The following is an 18,057-nucleotide window of genomic DNA, read 5'->3' as shown; positions in this document are numbered from 1 at the left end:
TCAATGAATACTAAAAAACCTATTCAGAATATGAATAGGTTTTTTTATATTTCAATAATATGTTGCTTCTTGAATCAAACTGTTATTAGTTTTCTATTTTTTTTCAGGATGGAATCGAAGAATAAGATATCCTAAAACCCCCGAAAGGATAGAACCTATAAAAACACCAATCTTGCTTAGATCTTGTAATGTTGGATCGGCGAAGGCCAACATACTGATGAAAAGGCTCATGGTAAAGCCGATTCCACAAAGAAGTGCAATACCATAAACTTGTAACCAACTTGCGCCAGTAGGGCGTTTAAATACACCAAGTTTTTCACCGATAAAGACCATTCCAAATACACCGACCTGTTTACCGAAGAAGAGTCCTAAAGCTACGCCTAATACAATCGGATGCGTTAGCATTGAAAGTTCGATCCCAGCAAAGGAAACACCTGCATTAGCAAGACCAAATAGAGGGATAATTAGAAAGCTGACCCAATTGCTTAGAGAATGTTCCCATGCAATGAGTGGTGTTTCACCTTTTGTATTTTCTTTTACATTATTTAATGGAATCGTCATTGCTAAAACAACACCAGCAAGTGTTGCATGAATTCCTGATTTAAGAACAAAAAACCAAAGAAATAGGCCGATAATAATGTAGAAAATAGGATATGTAACTTTTTTGAAGTTTAAGAAAATTAAAATAATGAGTGATACTAATGCACCTAAAAGATAGACTACGCTCAATTCATTGCTATAGAACAGTGCAATAATTAAGATCGCTGCTAGGTCATCGATAATGGCAAGTGCTGTTAAAAAGATCTTTAATGATAACGGAACTCGGCTGCCAAGGAGTGCGACAATTCCAAGAGCAAATGCGATATCTGTTGCTGTTGGAATGGCCCAGCCATTGATTGCTGGGTCATTATCACTGTTGAAGATAAAGTAGATTATCGCAGGAACTGCGAGACCAGCAAATGCAGCTAATCCTGGAAGAATTCGTTGAGAGTTTGTTGCAAGTTCACCATTGATAAACTCACGTTTTAGCTCAAGACCAACGTAGAGGAAAAAAATCGCCATCAAGGCATCATTGATCCAATGAAGAATACTTAAACCGCCAATATAAGTATTAAGAATACCAAAATAAGCGTCGGATAATCCACTATTAGCGACAATTAAGCCGATAATTGCGGAGAGCATTAAGATAATGCCACCGGCGGTAGGTAAGGAAAAGAAATATTTAATAGTTTTGTACATCTAGGCTCCTACAATTGAGTCAGGTGTGAAAAAAATTAGTGTACTAAAGTTTGCTTCGATCCCCTATAAAAATTTTGTTCAATTGATGCGCAATTGCTTTTAAAAGGGCGATAAAATTGAGTGCTAGAATAGCGGTATATTAGTTTAAAAGCGATTGGTAGATCTTTAATGAAGAAAATAAATAATGAAGGAGATAAATATGATTGTTTATGGAATCAAAAATTGTAGTACGATGAAAAAAGCATTTGATTGGTTAGATAACCATTCTATGACATATACTTTTCAAGATTATCGTATACCAGGCTTAACTATAGATGAGATGACAAAGATCTTAACTTTGATTAGTCTTGATCAACTAGTTAATAAGCGAAGTACTGCTTGGCGAGCATTAACAGAAAATGAAAAACAGGCTGTGATGAATGAAAAAACTGCAATTAGAGTTTTACAAGCTCATCCAACTCTAATTAAACGTCCATTAATTATTACAGATAATCAGGTATCTGTGGGCTTTTCTGAAGAGCAATTCAAGCAGCTTTTTTTAAATAAGTAGAGTATGAAATAAAGATAAGTTATCTTATACCTGATTGTATACAGTTAAGACATATAGAGCTATCTGTATGTCTTTTTTATTAACGCCAGCAGTAAAATAAAAAAGTGCTAAAGGGATTAGCGTTTTTTTGCGAGCCAAATTGTTCGATTGCCGCAATGAGGATCTTCAACCTTATAATTAAGCACACCGAAGCCATTTTCAATTAAATGTTGACGGTATGCAGTCTCAGATAAACTTGCATGATAGAGTGGGTAATGATTAAAGTCACCAATTGCTTCTCCTTCAATATGTCCCGTAGAGAAGAGAAGTGGGGAATCTTTTGTAAGCCACTGAGCAAAACGTTCTATTAAATGATGTTGATCAGCTTGTGGTAGATGAAATAAAGAATCCCATGCAATGATGGCATCAAACTTTTTTTGTGGTTCAAAATAACGCATATCTTCTAAAAACCACTGCTGTTCAGGAAATTGTTTTTTAGCTAACTTTATAAGAGGTCTGGAGATATCAACCCCTGTAATGGAGAATCCTTTACAAATTAAATATTCCGCAATGGGAAAACCATCGCCACAACCAAGGTCTAATATCTCTCCTTCCGGCGCGATAAAATTACTAAAAGAATCAAGCCAGTTTTTTTCAACAAACTCTGTCTGCCGCCGCAGTTTACGCCATAATTTACCATATCGTTTATAAAGGATTGGAACAAGATCAGCTGAGGGATGAGGCATATTATTGTGTACGAACGAGATTTTCAAGGTATTGATTGATGGTATCAGATTCATACATCCAATTAAAGCTCCCATCACTATTTTGAATACGTAAACATGGTACCTGTTTCTTGCCGCCGCCATTTACGAGTTCAGCACCATAGAGGTCATCTTTTGCATCCCGTAATTCAATATTTAAATTTAAACGCTTAATGGTTCTGCGAACTTTGACACAAAATGGACACATATGATATTGAAAAAGCACTAAATTTTTTGTCTTTTCATTGATTTTTTGTTGTGCTTCAGGATTTCTTTTAATAGGTGTTGGTGCAAAGGTATTGTCAAAGAAAATAATTGTTTTCCCGAGAATATTACGAATGAGTTTCATTATCGGATTCCTCTATAAATAATGTGTTAAATGATTATCTTAAGTGTACCAATTTTTGAGTGGAATTATTATGTTATCACCTATTAATTGAGCTAATGATACGAAGAAGTGTTGAGAGTAAAAGAGAAAATTATGTAAGATTATTCAGCGAATATAATCTCTTAACCATTTATCTAACCCATTGGTAAATAGTTGCCGGTCTTTGGCTGTAAGAGGTGCTGGGCCTTTTGTTTGAATGCCACTGCCTCGAAGTGTATCGTTAAAATCGCGCATAGTCAGCTTAGCATCAATGGTGCCAATATCATAAAAATTGCCGCGAGGATTAAGCGCACACCCTTTTTTGAGTAAAACATCTTTCGCAAGGAGGATATCTGCGGTAATGATTAAATCATTTTCTTGTGTCATTTCGACAATTTTATGATCCGCTACATCGAATCCGGACAATACTTGTAATGACTGAATATAAGATGAGCGAGGTAGTTTTAGTGGTTGATTGGCGATAAAAAGAATCTTAAATTTTTCACGAATAGCAGCGCGACAAAGGATCTCTTTCAGTGCGTTAGGAATTGCATCTGCATCAACGATTAATTTTGGCATGAGAATATTAGTGAAATAGAAAGAAAAGGAAGTCCATAATAACAGAGCCCTTTATAAAAAGGGCTCTATTTATTTATATTTATTGTAATAATTAGCGAACGATCATAATATCGCAATGAGAGTGACGAACAGTGCTTTCTGAAACCGAACCTACAAACATTCTTTCAACCATCCCATAACCAGTAGCGCCCATAACAATGAGATCTGCTTGAACTTCAGGAGCAATTTTTTTTGCAATTACCGAGCGAGGAGATCCTTCTTTTGTCATCGTTTCAACATTTGTTAGACCCGCCTCTTTAGCCCGTTTTTCAGCATCCTCTAATATTTTTTTAGCATTATCTTCAGCATATTGCTCAAGAGGTTCGCGGTAAGCAATAGCAAGTGAATAAGATCGTACATCAATTACATGTGCGATAATTAATTTACTATCGTAAAATTTTGTTAATTCAATTGCACGATGAAGTGCCTTTAATGAAGCTTCAGAACCATCGACAGGTACTAAAATTGTATTGTAATGTGAACTCATACCATTCTCCTAAAAAGTAGATTAAACAACCATAAACACTTATTTTTATTATAATCAAAATTGCAATTATTTACATTTATTATTAGCCTATTTTTAAATATTTTCAAATAATAAAAAAGCTCCAAAATATGGAGCTTATATAAATTTTAAAATGCAATTATTGTCCGATTTATTTAGAAATATGTGCAACTAAATCGAGAACCTTATTTGAGTAGCCGATTTCATTATCATACCAAGAAACAACTTTGACAAAAGTATCTGTTAAGGCAATACCTGCTTTGGCATCAAAGATAGAAGTACATACTTCACCAAGAAAATCTGTTGAAACAACAGCATCTTCGGTATAGCCTAAAATACCTTTTAATTCACCTTCTGCCATCTCTTTCATTTTTGCACAAATATCTTCGTATTTTGCAGGTTTTTTAAGATTTACAGTTAGGTCTACAACGGAAACATTTGGTGTTGGAACACGGAATGACATTCCTGTTAATTTTCCATTAAGCTCAGGAATAACTACACCTACTGCTTTTGCAGCACCTGTCGAAGATGGAATAATATTTTGTGATGCGCCACGACCACCACGCCAATCTTTCGCCGATGGACCATCGACAGTTTTTTGCGTCGCTGTTGTCGCATGAACCGTTGTCATAAGACCTGACTCGATTCCCCAAGTATCATTAAGAACTTTCGCAATAGGTGCTAGACAGTTTGTAGTACAAGATGCATTTGAAACAATATCTTCACCGTTGTATGTGTTTTCATTAACGCCGATAACGAACATCGGTGTTTTATCTTTTGAAGGGCCGGTCATAACAACTTTTTTAGCACCAGCTGTGATGTGTTTGCGTGCAGCCTCATCAGTTAAGAAAAGTCCTGTACCTTCAACAACTACATCAACGTTGATCTCGTCCCATTTAAGATTTGCAGGATCTCTCTCTGAAGTGACGCGAATTCTTTTATCATTCACTACAAGATGGCCATCTTGCACTTCAACAGATCCATTGAAACGGCCATGTGTTGAGTCATATTTAAGCATATATGCCATATAGTCAACATCAATTAAATCATTGATACCAACAATTTCAATATCATTACGCTCGCATGCAGCACGGAAAACAAAACGACCAATACGGCCAAAACCATTAATACCTACACGAATTGCCATGTGACATCTCCTTTTGAGTTGGGAAATTACTTTTACAAAAACAAAATAACATATATAGAAATTTAAAAAAGAAATTTATTCTTGATGATTTTTGATAAAATCAAGTAATAATGGTACAGGGCGGGCTGTTGAACCTTTTTCTTTACCAGATGTCCATGCAGTACCGGCAACATCAAGATGCGCCCAAGGATATTCTTCGACAAAGCGTTCTAAGAAACAAGCTGCTGTAATCGACCCCGCGCCACGACCAGCGCTAATATTCCCCATATCTGCAAAGTTTGAATCTAACATGGGTTGGAAAATTTCACTCCAGATAGGGAATTGCCATACATGATCCCGTGTTGTATCAGCTGATGATTTTATTTTAGTAGTTAATTCATCATTGTTACTAAATAGACCTGAAACTTCATGACCTAAAGCAACAATGATTGCTCCCGTCAATGTGGCAATATCGATGATTGCTTTAGGTTTAAAACGTGTTGCATAAGTGAGTGCATCACAAAGAATTAAACGCCCTTCAGCATCAGTATTTAGTACTTCAATAGTTTGACCAGACATTGATGTGATAACATCGCCCGGTTTAACGGCATCGCCAGATGGCATGTTTTCTGTTGCAGGAATTAAACCAATAACATTTGTTTTTAAGTTGAGTTCAGCAAGCGCGCGGAATGTACCAATCACCGATGCAGCACCGCCCATATCGTATTTCATTTCGTCCATTGCAGCGCCAGGTTTTAATGAGATACCACCTGTATCAAAGGTAACGCCTTTACCTACAAGTGCAATTGGCGCAGTTTCAGCCATATCATCATGGATGTATTCGAGAATAATAAAGCGTGGTTTCTCTTCAGAGCCTTGCGCAACTGCTAAGAATGCTCCCATGCCAAGCTCTTTAATTTCAGATTTTTTAAGCACAGTGACCTTAATGCTTGGGAATTCATCTGCAAGATCCATTGCAGCTTCTGCTAAATCTTTCGGAGTCATCATATTTGCAGGCATGTTTGCAAGATCTTTTGTAAGTGTCATACCGTTGACGAGTGCTTGACCATACTCAACAGCAGTTTTCACATTATGGTCTGCATTTTCATCAACGATGAAAATATCTGTAAGATCTAAGGCTTTAACAGCTTCTTTTTTAGGTGCATTAAATTGATACAGCACATCATTCACTGCCTGGATCAGTTGAGGAATTGAACGATCTTTGTTTTTGCAATTTTCAAGTAGCGCAAAAGAGAGAGATTTGATTGGCATTGATTTTGCACAACGCGTAACCGCTTGAGTAGCTTTACGTAAAACATCGACGTTATATTTTTTGCTATTTCCAAGTCCGACAACGATCAGACGTTTTGCGGTAATACCATGAATACTCATTAGTGGAAGAACTTCCCCGATTTTACCACTAATATCACCGCTCTCAACTAAAGCAGAAAGTTGACCGTTAAGTGTCTCATCAATTTTTTTAGCGGTATCAGTAAGAGCTCCCTCAAAAGCGCCAACAACAAGACAATCGCTTTCGTGTTTAAGAACACTTTCTTTCGCCAAGTGGTAAGCGTTACGATTTAAGTTCATATATAACTCCTAATTAATGGTAATTAAATGGTTGACCCCAAGGATCCAATGTAATTTACAAATAATTTAATATCTATTGTTCGAGTACTAAACGGCCACGGAGAGAATTTGGTTGCGCCTCTGTAATGAGTACATTACAGAATTGACCGATTAGTTCTGCTGGTGCTTCAAAGTTTACTACGCGATTATTCTCCGTCCTGCCAGCAAGCTCTTTAGGATTATTGCGTGAAGGGCGGTCGACTAAAATTTTCTGAATTGTCCCCACCATTTTTTGTGATATTGCATTTGCTTGTTCTGTCAGCTTTGTTTGTAATCGAGCTAAACGCTCTTTTTTCTCCTCTATTGTGACGTCGTCAGGAAGATTTGCAGCAGGCGTACCAGGGCGAGCTGAATAGATAAAACTGAACGAAAAATCATAATGAATATCTTCTACAAGTTTCATTGTAGCCTCAAAATCTGCGGCTGTTTCTCCTGGGAATCCAACAATTAGGTCTGTCGAAATAGAGATATTGGGGCGAATTTCCCGTAATTTTTTAATTTTTGCTTTGTACTCTAGGACAGTATGATTACGTTTCATCATCATTAAAATATGATCAGACCCCGATTGTACAGGCAGATGGAGATGAGATACTAGCTCTGGTACACGTGCATAGACATCAATAAGACGATCAGAGAACGCTATTGGATGTGATGTTGTAAAACGAATACGGTCGATACCTTCAATTTGTGCTACATATTCTATTAACAGTGCCAAATCCCCAATTTTTCCATCGGGCATCTCTCCTTGGTAATCATTCACATTTTGCCCAAGAAGTGTCACTTCTCTTACACCTTGACCTGCAAGTTCTGCAATCTCGGCGATTACATCAATAAAAGGTCGTGATATTTCCTCTCCACGAGTGTAGGGCACAATACAGAATGAGCAATATTTATTGCATCCCTCCATGATCGAGACAAATGCCGTAACGCCTTCCGCTCGTGGTTTTGGAAGATGATCAAATTTTTCGATCTCTGGGAATGAAACATCGACTTGAGTTCCATTTCCTTGCCATACATCGTGAAGCATTTTAGGTAAACGGTGCAGTGTTTGTGGTCCAAAGATAATATCTACAAAGGGTGCACGTTTTTTAATTGCTTCACCTTCTTGGGAAGCAACACAGCCGCCAACTGCAATTACAATATGTGGATTTTCTTCTTTAAGTTTGCGCCAACGACCAAGTTCTGAGAAGACTTTTTCTTGTGCTTTTTCACGAATAGAACAAGTATTAAGAATGAAGACATCAGCGTTATCGATCTCTTTAGTTTGTTCAAGGTTACAAAATGCTTTTAGGGAATCCGCCATTTTTTTGGAGTCATACTCGTTCATCTGGCAGCCTTGAGTTTGGATATAGAAATTTTTATATTGCGCTGTGGACATAATTATTAAGTAAATCTCGTAGTTGGATGTCAATATTTGAATAGAGTATTTTACCCTATTTTAGGGATAACTTCAGGTTACTTTATTTATGTGTAAAAAATTAGCAGTACCGTTTTAACGATACTGCTAAAAGATATTTATTTTGAAGAATATTGAAATAACATTAGGAATTATCAATCCAGATAAAACTTGCAAGTCGGCCTGAAAGTAGACCGTCTCGGCGATAAGAATAAAATCGATCAGGTTCACTGTAAGTACAAAACTCGCCACCGTATATTTGCGTCTCAGGGATTCCAAGATTCAGAAGTCTTAATCGTGCTAACTGATAGATGTCAGCATAATATTTTCCCTCGTTTTTAGAGGGGGGGAAGAGTTCTTGCACTAATTTCTTTTTTATCGAGATATTTTTTAACTGGGAATTACAAAATTGAAATGCCGTCATCACCTCAGCCCCAACTTCAAATGCTTTTGGGGAAATCGCCGGACCAAGCCAAACAAAAAGCTCTCCAGGTTTTCTTGTTAAAGATGCAACACTGTTTTCAATTATTCCTGTTAGGAGGGAACGCCAACCAGCATGTATACCACAAACAATTGTCTCTTTAGCATCAGCAATCAGTATTGGTAAGCAATCAGCGGTTAAAATTATAGAAGGCTGATTGACTAATTCAGTGTAAGAAGCATCCGCACCAGTATGATTCCATTTCTCTGCGATTGGTACACAAATATTAGAATGAATCTGGGTTAAATAGAAGTTATTAGCGGGAACATTCATGGCTTGATAGAGTAATGCTCGATTCGCTATCACGTTGCGAGGCTCATCTTGTGTGCTTAAGCCTAAGTTTAATCCAGCAAATGCCCCTTCACTCACACCGCCTTTACGAGTCGTCGTAAAGGCCTTAATTTTCGAGGAAAGTGGCCAATTGGGAGCAATTACTTCAATTCCACTTGTCGTTTCCTTAATTATTTTGCTCATATTCAATACTCTCTTGGCGAATTGCTTCGATGAGTTGTGTCATATCACTAGGATAAGGTTGTTCGAAATAGAGGTCTTCGCTAGTGCGCGGATGTTTAAATCCAATTGCAAATGCATGGAGCGCTTGGCGTTTAAATCCTCTTAAAACATTTTCAGCATGCGGACCAAACTTTTTAGGCAATTTTAAACGAGCTCCGTAGTCATTGTCACCTACTATCGGATAATTAATATGTTGCATATGCACGCGGATTTGATGTGTTCGTCCAGTTTCAATTTTTGCTTCTACAAGAGTATGCGCCCGAAAACGTTCTTTTACACGGATGTGGGTAATCGCCTCTTTACCATCAACATTTCCATCCTCATCAGGCTCAGGAACCCACATATGTTTACGTCGATAGGGGTTTCGGCCAATCGGTTCATCAATAGTGCGGCCCGAAATAAGTTCACCAATGACTAGTGCATGATAAGTTTTTTCCGGTGTACGCTCCTTAAATTGCTCGATAAGAGCGGTTTCTGCCTCTAAATTTTTAGCAATAATAAGTAAGCCTGATGTCTCTTTATCTAATCGATGTACAATGCCTGCACGAGTTAAATTAGCGAGTTCAGGACAATGATGTAATAGCGCATTTGCTAAAGTTCCTTGGTTATTGCCGGCGCCAGGATGGACAACCATGCCAGCGGGCTTGTTGAGGACAATCAAGTCTTCATCTTCATAGATGATATCAAGAGCTATCTTTTCTGGCATCATTGTAGGAACATCTTCATGAACTTCAATGGTGACTGTTATCTTATCGCCGGTAGAAATAGGGTCTTTAGGGCGGGGAATTTCATCATTTAGTAACACTTTATGATTTTTAATTAATTTTTGTGCTTGATTACGGGAGAGGTTTTCTTGTAAAACAGGTAGAGCAACATCAAGACGTTGATTATCTAAGTGATCTGGAACAAGAATGGTAAAAGTTTCTGACTGTTTCATATTTTATCTGTATAATCTCGGAGAATTAATTCAATTTGTTAGGTCTATAGTAATAAAATGAAAGCTAAAACACTAAAATTTTTTGTAGTGCTGATTTCTGCGGGGATCTTAACTGCTTGTAGTTCATCTTCGGCAAAGAAAGATGATAAGTACTATGCAATGACAGGACAGGAATTGCTAGAGGAAGGGAACAAGAACCTAGAAGGTTCAAGTTATGAAATTGCCGTTCAACATTATGAGGCAATAGAGGCTCGTTTTCCACATACTGTTCTGGCACAACAAGCAAAGCTAAATAAAATTTACGCGAACTATAATGATCGTCAATTTGATCAAGCATTACAGGGTATTGATGAGTTTATAAAACTTTATCCAAACCACGAGAGCATTGACTATCTTTTTTATCTTCAGGGTTTAATCAACTTTGATAGAGCAAAGTCAATTCTGGATAAATTAATGCCACCAGATCGCTCAAAAATTGATCAACGACAAATGCGCGATTCACTTGCATCATTTATGACTGTGGTTGATCGATATCCTGATGGTGAATATGCAGAGGATGCCGCAAAACGTATTATCTATCTTCGTAATTTGCTTGCTCAAGCAGAAATACATAAAGCGAATTTCTATTATGATCGTCATGCATATGTTGGAGCGATTAATCGTGCGCAATATGTGTTAGATAATTATGATGCAACAACTTCAGTTTCAAATGCGCTCTATATACAAGCAAAAGCCTATGAAGCACTAGGCTTACCTGATTTAGCGAAAAAGAGCATCGATGTTTTGCGTTTCAATTTTCCATATGATGCGCGTTTACCTGAGTTTGGCTATAAAAATACACCAAATGTAGAGTCGGATAAAATTTAGTAGTTGTAGAATTTAATAATTGATTGTTGTTAATTAAATAGTATATAAAGGCAAAAAATGATCATTCTTACCCTCTATCGCATTTTATGGTGGGTATTATTACCGGTGATTGTTTTACTGCGATTTTTTAAAGATTGGCGCTCACCGCTCGGTGTTCGCCATTTTTCATCGCGTTTTGGTTTACAAAATATTCCATCATCAGATCTATTGATTCATGCTGTTTCATTAGGCGAGGTGCGCGCAGTTACGCCGCTTGTTAAAAAACTTTTAAGTGATTATCCAACACTTCGAATTCTTTTTACGGCTACAACCTTAACGGGCAGTGAGCAAATTCAACGCTCTTTTGCCAAAGAGTTACAGGAAGATCAATTAACACATACCTATCTTCCTCTTGATTTCCATTTATCAATTCGTTCGTTTTTAAAACGACTTAAACCAAAATCGATATTAATCATGGAGACTGAAATTTGGCCAAATCTCTTTAAAGAGGCTGAAAAACAGAAAATCCCCATAGCAATTATCAGTGCTTGTTTATCGGATCGTTCTTATCGACGGTTTCGGAAAATACCTAAAACTGCACGATACTTACTACAAAATGTGGATGTTTTAGCGCAGACCAACGAGGATGTTCTACGTTTTGAGATGTTAGGGGTCAAATCCGCAATTCGAATGGGGAATATCAAATATGATATGACTATTGCACCGGAGGTGCTTGAGGCCTCTAATTTGCTTTTTGAAACCTATGGGCGTGATGAACAAAGATGGCTCTGTGCAAGCACTCATGATGAAGAGGAAGAGATTGTCATGGACGCGTACATTGAGTTAAAAAAGAGAGTACCTAACTTGCAGCTTTTAATAGCACCTAGGCACCCAGAACGCTTCCATACCGTTCAATCACTATTAACAGAATATGCTGACGCACATGACTTTAAAGTTGATGTGCGAAGTAGCAAAAGCTTAGAAATGTTGGATAAAAATGCCGATATATGGTTGCTTGATTCTCTTGGTGAACTTCTAATTTTTTATTCATTTTCAGATATTGTTACAGTCGGTGGTAGTTTTGTTCCAATTGGTGGTCATAATGTTTTGGAGCCCGCTTATTTTGGTAAGCCAATTATTGTGGGGCCTCATATGGAAGAGAATGAAGAGACATTACAACTGTTTTTGGATAGTAGAGCGATTGTGCAAACTGATGCTGAAAATCTTGCACAGTCGGTATTTCAATTCTATAACGATCGTAAAATGGCCGTTGAATTTGGGAGCTCTGCTAAGAGAACAATGCTCAATAATCAAGGAGCCCTCTCTATTGTGATGGATTATATTCGAATGACAATCGCTGTATAAGTCTCTCCAATCGCGTGCGATATTATCCCCTATTTGTTCTATGAAGATTTCTCTTATATACTGCTAAAGAATGTCAAAATGGAAGCTCTGATGTACCTCTCAAAACGATAAAAATACCTAAAATGAGAGAATTATCGATTTATCTAAAGCCATAATCTGAAATGTAATAATGGCTCAAGGCACCATTTAGTCAGAGCCTCTCTAAAGAACTCATTAACTATTTTTTAATCAAGTAAGGAAGGATATTACTCATGTCAAAAGCGACAATTTTTTATACGAAGACAGATGAAGCACCATTATTGGCAACATATTCCTTTTTACCAATTGTGAAGGCCTTTACTAAACCTGCAAAAATTGCTATTGAAGTTAAAGATATTTCATTAAGTGGACGTATTTTGGCGTTATTTTCTGACATATTGCCGGAGAATCAACGTACAGAAGATGCATTAGCAGAACTTGGTAAAGCTACTCAAGATCCAGCTACGAATATTATTAAACTCCCCAATATTTCTGCATCTATTCCGCAGTTGAAAAAGGCAATTACTGAGTTACAAGCCCAAGGATTTGCAATTCCTGCGTACCCGGAGGTTCCTCAAACAGATGAAGAAAAAGCAATCCAAAAACGTTATTCAAAGGTATTAGGTTCTGCGGTGAACCCTGTTCTTCGGGAAGGGAATTCAGATCGAAGAGCACCTGCTGCCATTAAAGAGTTTGCACGTAATAATCCGCATAAGATGGGAGAATGGCGCTCTACGTCTAAAACAGGTGTTGCCTCAATGGATGAGGGGGATTTTTACGGAACAGAGCAATCAGTCACAATACCAGAAGCAACCGAATATAAGATCACATTTATAGCAGAAGATGGAAGTGAAATATTACTCAAAGATTTTGCACCTTTACAGAAAGGGGAAATTATCGATTCCTCAGTCATGAGTTTAAAAAAATTAAAGGCATTTGTTGCAGAAACGATTAAAGAAGCAAAAGCGGATAATGTTTTACTCTCGGCTCATCTTAAAGCAACAATGATGAAAGTCTCTGATCCTATCATATTCGGTGCGATTGTGGAGGTCTATTTCGCAGAGTTATTTGAAAAATATGGTGATCTTTTTCATGAATTAGGGGTGGATACTCGCAATGGTTTAGGCGACATCTACGTTAAAGTAAAAGGCCATGCAAAAGAGCTTGAAGTACTTAGCATGATTGATGCGATTATTGCGAAAGGGCCACGTCTCGCAATGGTTGATTCTGATAAGGGTATTACGAATCTCCATGTTCCATCAGATGTCATTGTGGACGCCTCTATGCCGGCAATGATTCGAGCTGGCGGGAAAATGTGGAATAAGGATAATCAACAAGAAGATACTTTGGCATTGATTCCTGATCGCTGTTATTCGGGAGTATTTTCAGCAACGATTGAAGATTGTATTGAAAATGGTGCTCTCGACCCTCGTACAATGGGTAGTGTTCCTAATGTTGGTCTGATGGCACAAAAAGCAGAAGAATATGGCTCACATGATAAAACGTTTCAAGCGAAAGCTGATGGGATTATCAATGTTGTGACTACAAATGGTGATATTTTAATGTCTCAATCTGTTGAGCAAGGTGATATTTTCAGAATGTGCCAAGCCAAAGATGCGCCGATTCAAGATTGGGTAAAATTAGCGGTGACTCGTGCAAGATTATCGAATACTCCGGCGGTATTTTGGTTAGATGATAATCGAGCACATGATCGCGAGATGATCAAAAAAGTGGAGAAGTATCTTCAGGATCACGATACTAAAGGACTTAATATCAAAATTATGAATCCTATTGAGGCGACAAAATATAGTCTAGCGCGTATTCGTGAAGGGAAAGATACGATTTCTGTGACAGGAAATGTTTTGCGTGATTATTTAACGGATCTTTTTCCGATTTTAGAACTTGGGACCTCTGCCAAAATGCTTTCAATTGTTCCGTTAATGCAAGGTGGTGGTCTATTTGAGACAGGTGCGGGTGGTTCAGCGCCAAAACATGTTGAGCAATTTTTGACAGAAGGCTACTTACGCTGGGATTCACTCGGAGAATTTTTGGCTCTAGCAGAATCCTTGAAACATTTAGCACGTACACAAAATAATAATAAGGCAATGGTTTTAGGGGAAGCTTTAGATTGTGCAAATAGCCAATTCCTAAAAGAAGATCGATCACCTGCACGTAAACTTGGTCAGCTTGATAATCGTGGCTCTCATTTTTATTTAGCACTGTATTGGGCAAAAGCATTATCAGAGCAAACCGAGGATGCTGAGTTGAAAGCAATTTTTACTAAGGTTTATCAACAACTTTTTGACCATGAAACGCGTATTAACCAAGAGCTCATAGATGCTCAGGGTAAAGCACAAGAGATTGGGGGATATTACCACTTAGATGATGCTAAAGCTGAAAAAGCTATGCGTCCAAGTGTGATCTTTAATGAGATTTTAGCAACGCTTTAGTTTTATATTGCTTCATACTGGTTTTATAGCAAATAATTCTAAAAAATCCCGATTTTTCGGGATTTTTATGAAAATAAATACTTTTAAATGCATAATAAAGAATCGTAAAATCCTCATATTCCAATAGTAACTACGATATAATTAGTGAACTTGAAAAAAGGAGTATTGTAATGAGCGATAATCTAGATGATTTAACATTTGACCTTGATAATTTATATGAAGGTGTTGCTGGGAACTCTGCAAACCCAATTGATACTTCAGAACCAGAAGAGGTTGAAGATACAGGATGTGCAGGTGGCGCATGCACGCTTTAGAATCTTAAAAGATATATCATAAGCCGTTTAAAGGGTATGTGAAGTTAATAAAAAAGGTTTCCACGTTCATCGTAGAAACCTTTTTTATAAATATTAATTTTCGGCTCGTAATTCAAAGAGCAAAAATTCAGCATTTTCTGAAGCATGAAAATCAAGAGTCTTTTCATCGATAATTTTTACACCATCACCAGCAGAGAGAATATTCCCATTGAGCGTTATTTTCCCTGTGGCTAAATGGAGATAATAGGTTCGATTTTCCATGGTGTTAAACGTAATTGAATGATTCTGTTCAAGCTTTGATGCGTAGATATTAAGGTTTTGATGAATTTTCAATGAACCTTCTCTCCCATCTTCAGAAATAATTAAACGTAATTGATTTTGTAACGTTTTAGGTGAGAAATGAGTCTGCTGATAGCTTGGCGTTAAGTCTTTTTGATTGGGTAAAATCCAAATTTGTAAAAGATGAACGGGGGTAGTCAGTGAGCTATTGACCTCACTATGAACAACACCTGTTCCTGCACTCATAAGCTGTATATCACCGGGTCTTATCGTGGAACCATTTCCCATGGAATCTTGATGTGTTAATTCACCTTCAAGAATATAGGTAAAAATTTCCATATCATTGTGTGGATGTGCGCCAAAACCTCTGTTGGGTGAAATCCGATCATCATTGATAACTCGTAAATCCGAAAATCCCATATGTGCAGGATCATAGTAATTTGCAAACGAAAAAGTGTGAAAAGTTTCTAGCCAACGATGTTTGGCATAGCCTCGCTCGTTTGCCGCTCTAAGGATAAACATAGATTGCTCCTATTAGTTAAATTAATTAAATATTTGAAGTTATCGAATAAATCTATTATAAGTTGTCTTTTTCATGATTAAAAATGAATATAATTCAATGTTATCATCTAAATTTTCGAACATAAAAATATAGCTATCGTAAAGACAAAAAATAATGAAACTAACATTAGAAGCGATTCAAACAATTGATATGATTGCCAATACTGGTTCATTTGCAAAGGCTGCTGAGTTGTTACATAAAGCGCCATCAACAATTTCTTATAGTGTTGGAAAGATAGAAGAACAGTTAAATATTCGGTTTTTTGACAGAAATGGTCCTCATGTTTCATTAACAGCAATAGGGAAAATTTTGTTAGAAGAGGGGCGAGTACTGCTCTCAGCAGCAAATGAACTTGAAAGCCGCCTTCAGAAAATGGCTCAAGGTATCGAAGAATCTATCACTCTAACGTTTGATTCAGTTTTTCCAATTGAATCAATAACGCCATTAATAGAAGAATTTAAAAACTCTTCCTGTGATACTCATCTCAATATTAATCGGGAAGTGATGATGGGTACTTGGGAATCATTACTGCAATTTAAGTCGGATTTAATTATCGCCGCTGGGGAAGGACCCTCTGGTGGTGGTTATCGCACTTATCCAATTGGAATGATAGACTTTGTTTTTTGCATTGCCCCTTTTCATCCATTAGCGTCGATGAATCGTGTTTTAACCAAAAATGATCTACTTGCATATCCGGCGATTGTTTTAGCCGATAGTGCCCGATATATGCCTTTGAGAACTGCAGGTTTATATAAAGAACAACGTCGTATTGTTGTTTCAACTTTTGAAGACAAAATCGTTCTTCAACTATGTGGTGTCGGACATGGTTTTATTCCACGTACCATTGCGCAGCGTTATATTGAAAGCGGTCAATTAGTTCAAAAAGAAGTGATGGAAGAACATCGAACAGAAATGCTTTATTTGGCATGGCGTACCAAAGATGAAGGATTGGCGCTTAATTGGTGGAAAGAGCATCTCATAGCACATTTGAAATCTTAAAGCGGCAATAGTTCTTGGTTAAGGACATTATTAAAGGCATCCTTATCGATATCAATATTTGCAATACTTAATCCTAAAAGGCGAATGCCTTTTTTGGGACGTAAATCTATTTTTTTCAAAAGTAATAATACTACTTGCCATAATTCCTCAAGGTCGTTTCCAAGCGGGAAATGGGTCGTTTGGCTACGGGATATTTGTGTAAAATCGTTATAGCGGATTTTCAGAGTACAATTTCGTCCTTGAAACTGTGCTCGTTCCGCGCGATGAATCAATTCTTGTGCCACAATTTCCAGTTCTTCAATCACTTCTTCTTTAATGAGTAGATCATGAAAAAATGTCTCCTCAACGCCGACAGATTTACGAGGTTGATTCGGCAGTACTGGACGGTTATCGATGCCTCTTGCGTAGTTATAATAACTTATTCCGGCTTTACCGAAGTGTTGGGTTAATATTTTCTGTTCAACATTTCGAAGATCAAGCCCATTTTTAATCCCCATTTGATGCATTTTTTGTGCTGTAACTTTTCCTACACCGAAGAAATTCTCAACAGGCAGTGTATCGAGAAAGGGCAAGGCATCCATTTCAGAGATGTGGAAATGTCCATTAGGTTTATTCTGTTCAGAAGCAATTTTTGCGAGAAATTTATTGTAGGAAATTCCAGCAGAAGCAGTCAGCCCGAGCTCATCAAAAATTTGTGTTTTAATTTTTAATGCGATCTCAACAGGATCATCAATTCCCGCATGATTTTGCGTGATATCCAGGAACGCTTCATCTAATGCTAAAGGCTCTACAAGGTCAGTATATTGAAGGAATATCTTACGAATGTGTTGGGAAATTTCGCGGTAACGAGGAAATCGCGGTGTTGCAAAAATAAGTTCAGGACAGCGTTCTTGAGCTTTGCGCGCCGGCATTGCAGAATGAATACCATATTTACGAGCTTCATAGCTAGCAGCAGCAATGACACCGCGTCCGTCCATTGAGCCGACAACAAGTGGTTTATTGCGATATTCACGATGGTCATGTTGCTCAATGGAAGCATAGAAAGCATCCATATCGACATGTACAATTTTACGGGCGGTAATAATATTATCGTGCATAAGCTTATTTATAAACTGAAAGC

General features: G+C 37.4%; 18 protein-coding genes. 6 read left to right on the top strand and 12 right to left on the bottom strand.

From position 1 onward, the window contains the following. Window positions 1-93: 93 nt before the first annotated feature. Window positions 94-1,239: a Na+/H+ antiporter NhaA gene (gene nhaA, locus ACPF7B_RS03525; RefSeq protein WP_490506258.1), complete on the bottom strand. Its 1,146-nt coding sequence runs from the start codon at window positions 1,237-1,239 to the stop codon at window positions 94-96. A 199-nt stretch (window positions 1,240-1,438) separates the two neighbouring features. On the opposite strand from nhaA, the gene ACPF7B_RS03520 reads away from it, so the two are divergent. Next, entirely contained in the window at window positions 1,439-1,789 is a 351-nt protein-coding gene (locus tag ACPF7B_RS03520; RefSeq protein WP_490506257.1) for a Spx/MgsR family RNA polymerase-binding regulatory protein, read from the top strand. A gap of 116 nt (window positions 1,790-1,905) precedes the next feature. On the opposite strand, the gene ACPF7B_RS03515 is transcribed toward ACPF7B_RS03520, so the two are convergent. The 9 genes from ACPF7B_RS03515 to ACPF7B_RS03475 form a co-directional block, all read right to left on the bottom strand. Next, window positions 1,906-2,514 (bottom strand): class I SAM-dependent methyltransferase, encoded by a 609-nt coding sequence (locus ACPF7B_RS03515; RefSeq protein WP_490506256.1) that lies wholly within the window; start codon window positions 2,512-2,514, stop codon window positions 1,906-1,908. 1 nt (window position 2,515) lies between these two features. After that, window positions 2,516-2,881 carry a glutaredoxin domain-containing protein gene (locus ACPF7B_RS03510; RefSeq protein ID WP_490506255.1) on the bottom strand — a complete coding sequence of 122 codons (366 nt, stop codon included), beginning with the start codon at window positions 2,879-2,881 and terminating at the stop codon, window positions 2,516-2,518. Window positions 2,882-3,025: 144 nt separating this feature from the next. Further along, window positions 3,026-3,478, bottom strand: a complete 453-nt coding sequence (locus ACPF7B_RS03505; protein ID WP_490506254.1) for a YaiI/YqxD family protein — start codon at window positions 3,476-3,478, stop codon at window positions 3,026-3,028. 91 nt (window positions 3,479-3,569) lie between these two features. Further along, window positions 3,570-4,004 (bottom strand): universal stress protein, encoded by a 435-nt coding sequence (locus ACPF7B_RS03500; protein WP_490506253.1) that lies wholly within the window; start codon window positions 4,002-4,004, stop codon window positions 3,570-3,572. A gap of 169 nt (window positions 4,005-4,173) precedes the next feature. Beyond that, complete coding sequence (gap, locus tag ACPF7B_RS03495) at window positions 4,174-5,169, bottom strand: type I glyceraldehyde-3-phosphate dehydrogenase (RefSeq protein ID WP_490506252.1); 996 nt, start codon at window positions 5,167-5,169, stop codon at window positions 4,174-4,176. A gap of 75 nt (window positions 5,170-5,244) precedes the next feature. After that, window positions 5,245-6,738, bottom strand: coding sequence for a leucyl aminopeptidase (locus ACPF7B_RS03490; protein ID WP_490506251.1), 1,494 nt, complete (start codon window positions 6,736-6,738; stop codon window positions 5,245-5,247). A 73-nt stretch (window positions 6,739-6,811) separates the two neighbouring features. Beyond that, a complete protein-coding gene (gene miaB, locus ACPF7B_RS03485; protein ID WP_490506250.1) occupies window positions 6,812-8,155 on the bottom strand; it encodes a tRNA (N6-isopentenyl adenosine(37)-C2)-methylthiotransferase MiaB in 1,344 nt (447 codons plus the stop codon). A 163-nt stretch (window positions 8,156-8,318) separates the two neighbouring features. After that, window positions 8,319-9,128, bottom strand: coding sequence for a peptidoglycan editing factor PgeF (pgeF, locus tag ACPF7B_RS03480; RefSeq protein ID WP_490506249.1), 810 nt, complete (start codon window positions 9,126-9,128; stop codon window positions 8,319-8,321). Further along, entirely contained in the window at window positions 9,112-10,104 is a 993-nt protein-coding gene (locus tag ACPF7B_RS03475) for an RluA family pseudouridine synthase (RefSeq protein ID WP_490506248.1), read from the bottom strand. The genes pgeF and ACPF7B_RS03475 overlap by 17 nt, the downstream gene beginning before the upstream one ends. A 57-nt stretch (window positions 10,105-10,161) precedes the next feature. Between ACPF7B_RS03475 and ACPF7B_RS03470 the strand changes: the two genes are divergently transcribed. The 4 genes from ACPF7B_RS03470 (at window position 10,162) to ACPF7B_RS03455 (ending at window position 15,097) form a co-directional block, all read left to right on the top strand. Beyond that, window positions 10,162-10,971, top strand: coding sequence for an outer membrane protein assembly factor BamD (locus ACPF7B_RS03470; protein WP_490506247.1), 810 nt, complete (start codon window positions 10,162-10,164; stop codon window positions 10,969-10,971). Window positions 10,972-11,028: 57 nt separating this feature from the next. Beyond that, a complete protein-coding gene (locus ACPF7B_RS03465) occupies window positions 11,029-12,315 on the top strand; it encodes a 3-deoxy-D-manno-octulosonic acid transferase (protein WP_490506246.1) in 1,287 nt (428 codons plus the stop codon). A gap of 251 nt (window positions 12,316-12,566) precedes the next feature. Then, window positions 12,567-14,783: an NADP-dependent isocitrate dehydrogenase gene (locus tag ACPF7B_RS03460; RefSeq protein ID WP_490506245.1), complete on the top strand. Its 2,217-nt coding sequence runs from the start codon at window positions 12,567-12,569 to the stop codon at window positions 14,781-14,783. Window positions 14,784-14,953: 170 nt separating this feature from the next. Then, window positions 14,954-15,097 (top strand): hypothetical protein, encoded by a 144-nt coding sequence (locus ACPF7B_RS03455; protein WP_490506244.1) that lies wholly within the window; start codon window positions 14,954-14,956, stop codon window positions 15,095-15,097. Between the two features lie 93 nt (window positions 15,098-15,190). On the opposite strand, the gene ACPF7B_RS03450 is transcribed toward ACPF7B_RS03455, so the two are convergent. After that, window positions 15,191-15,898 carry a pirin family protein gene (locus ACPF7B_RS03450; RefSeq protein WP_490506243.1) on the bottom strand — a complete coding sequence of 236 codons (708 nt, stop codon included), beginning with the start codon at window positions 15,896-15,898 and terminating at the stop codon, window positions 15,191-15,193. A 154-nt stretch (window positions 15,899-16,052) separates the two neighbouring features. Here ACPF7B_RS03450 and ACPF7B_RS03445 point away from each other — a divergent pair, with 154 nt between their 5' ends. Continuing rightward, window positions 16,053-16,937 (top strand): LysR family transcriptional regulator, encoded by an 885-nt coding sequence (locus ACPF7B_RS03445; protein ID WP_490506242.1) that lies wholly within the window; start codon window positions 16,053-16,055, stop codon window positions 16,935-16,937. On the opposite strand, the gene dinB is transcribed toward ACPF7B_RS03445, so the two are convergent. After that, entirely contained in the window at window positions 16,934-18,034 is a 1,101-nt protein-coding gene (dinB, locus tag ACPF7B_RS03440) for a DNA polymerase IV (RefSeq protein ID WP_490506241.1), read from the bottom strand. The two genes, ACPF7B_RS03445 and dinB, sit on opposite strands and share 4 nt — an antisense overlap. Window positions 18,035-18,057: the final 23 nt, after the last annotated feature.

This window comes from Ignatzschineria sp. 22MB058224 (assembly GCF_058188435.1).
Note: the sequence above shows the minus strand (reverse complement) of the source record. Positions and strands in the feature narration are given on the sequence as shown.

Excerpts from the sequence above, each read along its gene's own strand:
- nhaA (WP_490506258.1), bottom strand. The coding sequence starts at position 1,239 with ATGTACAAAACTATTAAATATTTCTTTTCCTTACCTACCGCCGGTGGC.
- ACPF7B_RS03520 (WP_490506257.1), top strand. The coding sequence starts at position 1,439 with ATGATTGTTTATGGAATCAAAAATTGTAGTACGATGAAAAAAGCATTT.
- ACPF7B_RS03515 (WP_490506256.1), bottom strand. The coding sequence starts at position 2,514 with ATGCCTCATCCCTCAGCTGATCTTGTTCCAATCCTTTATAAACGATAT.
- ACPF7B_RS03510 (WP_490506255.1), bottom strand. The coding sequence starts at position 2,881 with ATGAAACTCATTCGTAATATTCTCGGGAAAACAATTATTTTCTTTGAC.
- ACPF7B_RS03505 (WP_490506254.1), bottom strand. The coding sequence starts at position 3,478 with ATGCCAAAATTAATCGTTGATGCAGATGCAATTCCTAACGCACTGAAA.
- ACPF7B_RS03500 (WP_490506253.1), bottom strand. The coding sequence starts at position 4,004 with ATGAGTTCACATTACAATACAATTTTAGTACCTGTCGATGGTTCTGAA.
- gap (WP_490506252.1), bottom strand. The coding sequence starts at position 5,169 with ATGGCAATTCGTGTAGGTATTAATGGTTTTGGCCGTATTGGTCGTTTT.
- ACPF7B_RS03490 (WP_490506251.1), bottom strand. The coding sequence starts at position 6,738 with ATGAACTTAAATCGTAACGCTTACCACTTGGCGAAAGAAAGTGTTCTT.
- miaB (WP_490506250.1), bottom strand. The coding sequence starts at position 8,155 with ATGTCCACAGCGCAATATAAAAATTTCTATATCCAAACTCAAGGCTGC.
- pgeF (WP_490506249.1), bottom strand. The coding sequence starts at position 9,128 with ATGAGCAAAATAATTAAGGAAACGACAAGTGGAATTGAAGTAATTGCT.
- ACPF7B_RS03475 (WP_490506248.1), bottom strand. The coding sequence starts at position 10,104 with ATGAAACAGTCAGAAACTTTTACCATTCTTGTTCCAGATCACTTAGAT.
- ACPF7B_RS03470 (WP_490506247.1), top strand. The coding sequence starts at position 10,162 with ATGAAAGCTAAAACACTAAAATTTTTTGTAGTGCTGATTTCTGCGGGG.
- ACPF7B_RS03465 (WP_490506246.1), top strand. The coding sequence starts at position 11,029 with ATGATCATTCTTACCCTCTATCGCATTTTATGGTGGGTATTATTACCG.
- ACPF7B_RS03460 (WP_490506245.1), top strand. The coding sequence starts at position 12,567 with ATGTCAAAAGCGACAATTTTTTATACGAAGACAGATGAAGCACCATTA.
- ACPF7B_RS03455 (WP_490506244.1), top strand. The coding sequence starts at position 14,954 with ATGAGCGATAATCTAGATGATTTAACATTTGACCTTGATAATTTATAT.
- ACPF7B_RS03450 (WP_490506243.1), bottom strand. The coding sequence starts at position 15,898 with ATGTTTATCCTTAGAGCGGCAAACGAGCGAGGCTATGCCAAACATCGT.
- ACPF7B_RS03445 (WP_490506242.1), top strand. The coding sequence starts at position 16,053 with ATGAAACTAACATTAGAAGCGATTCAAACAATTGATATGATTGCCAAT.
- dinB (WP_490506241.1), bottom strand. The coding sequence starts at position 18,034 with ATGCACGATAATATTATTACCGCCCGTAAAATTGTACATGTCGATATG.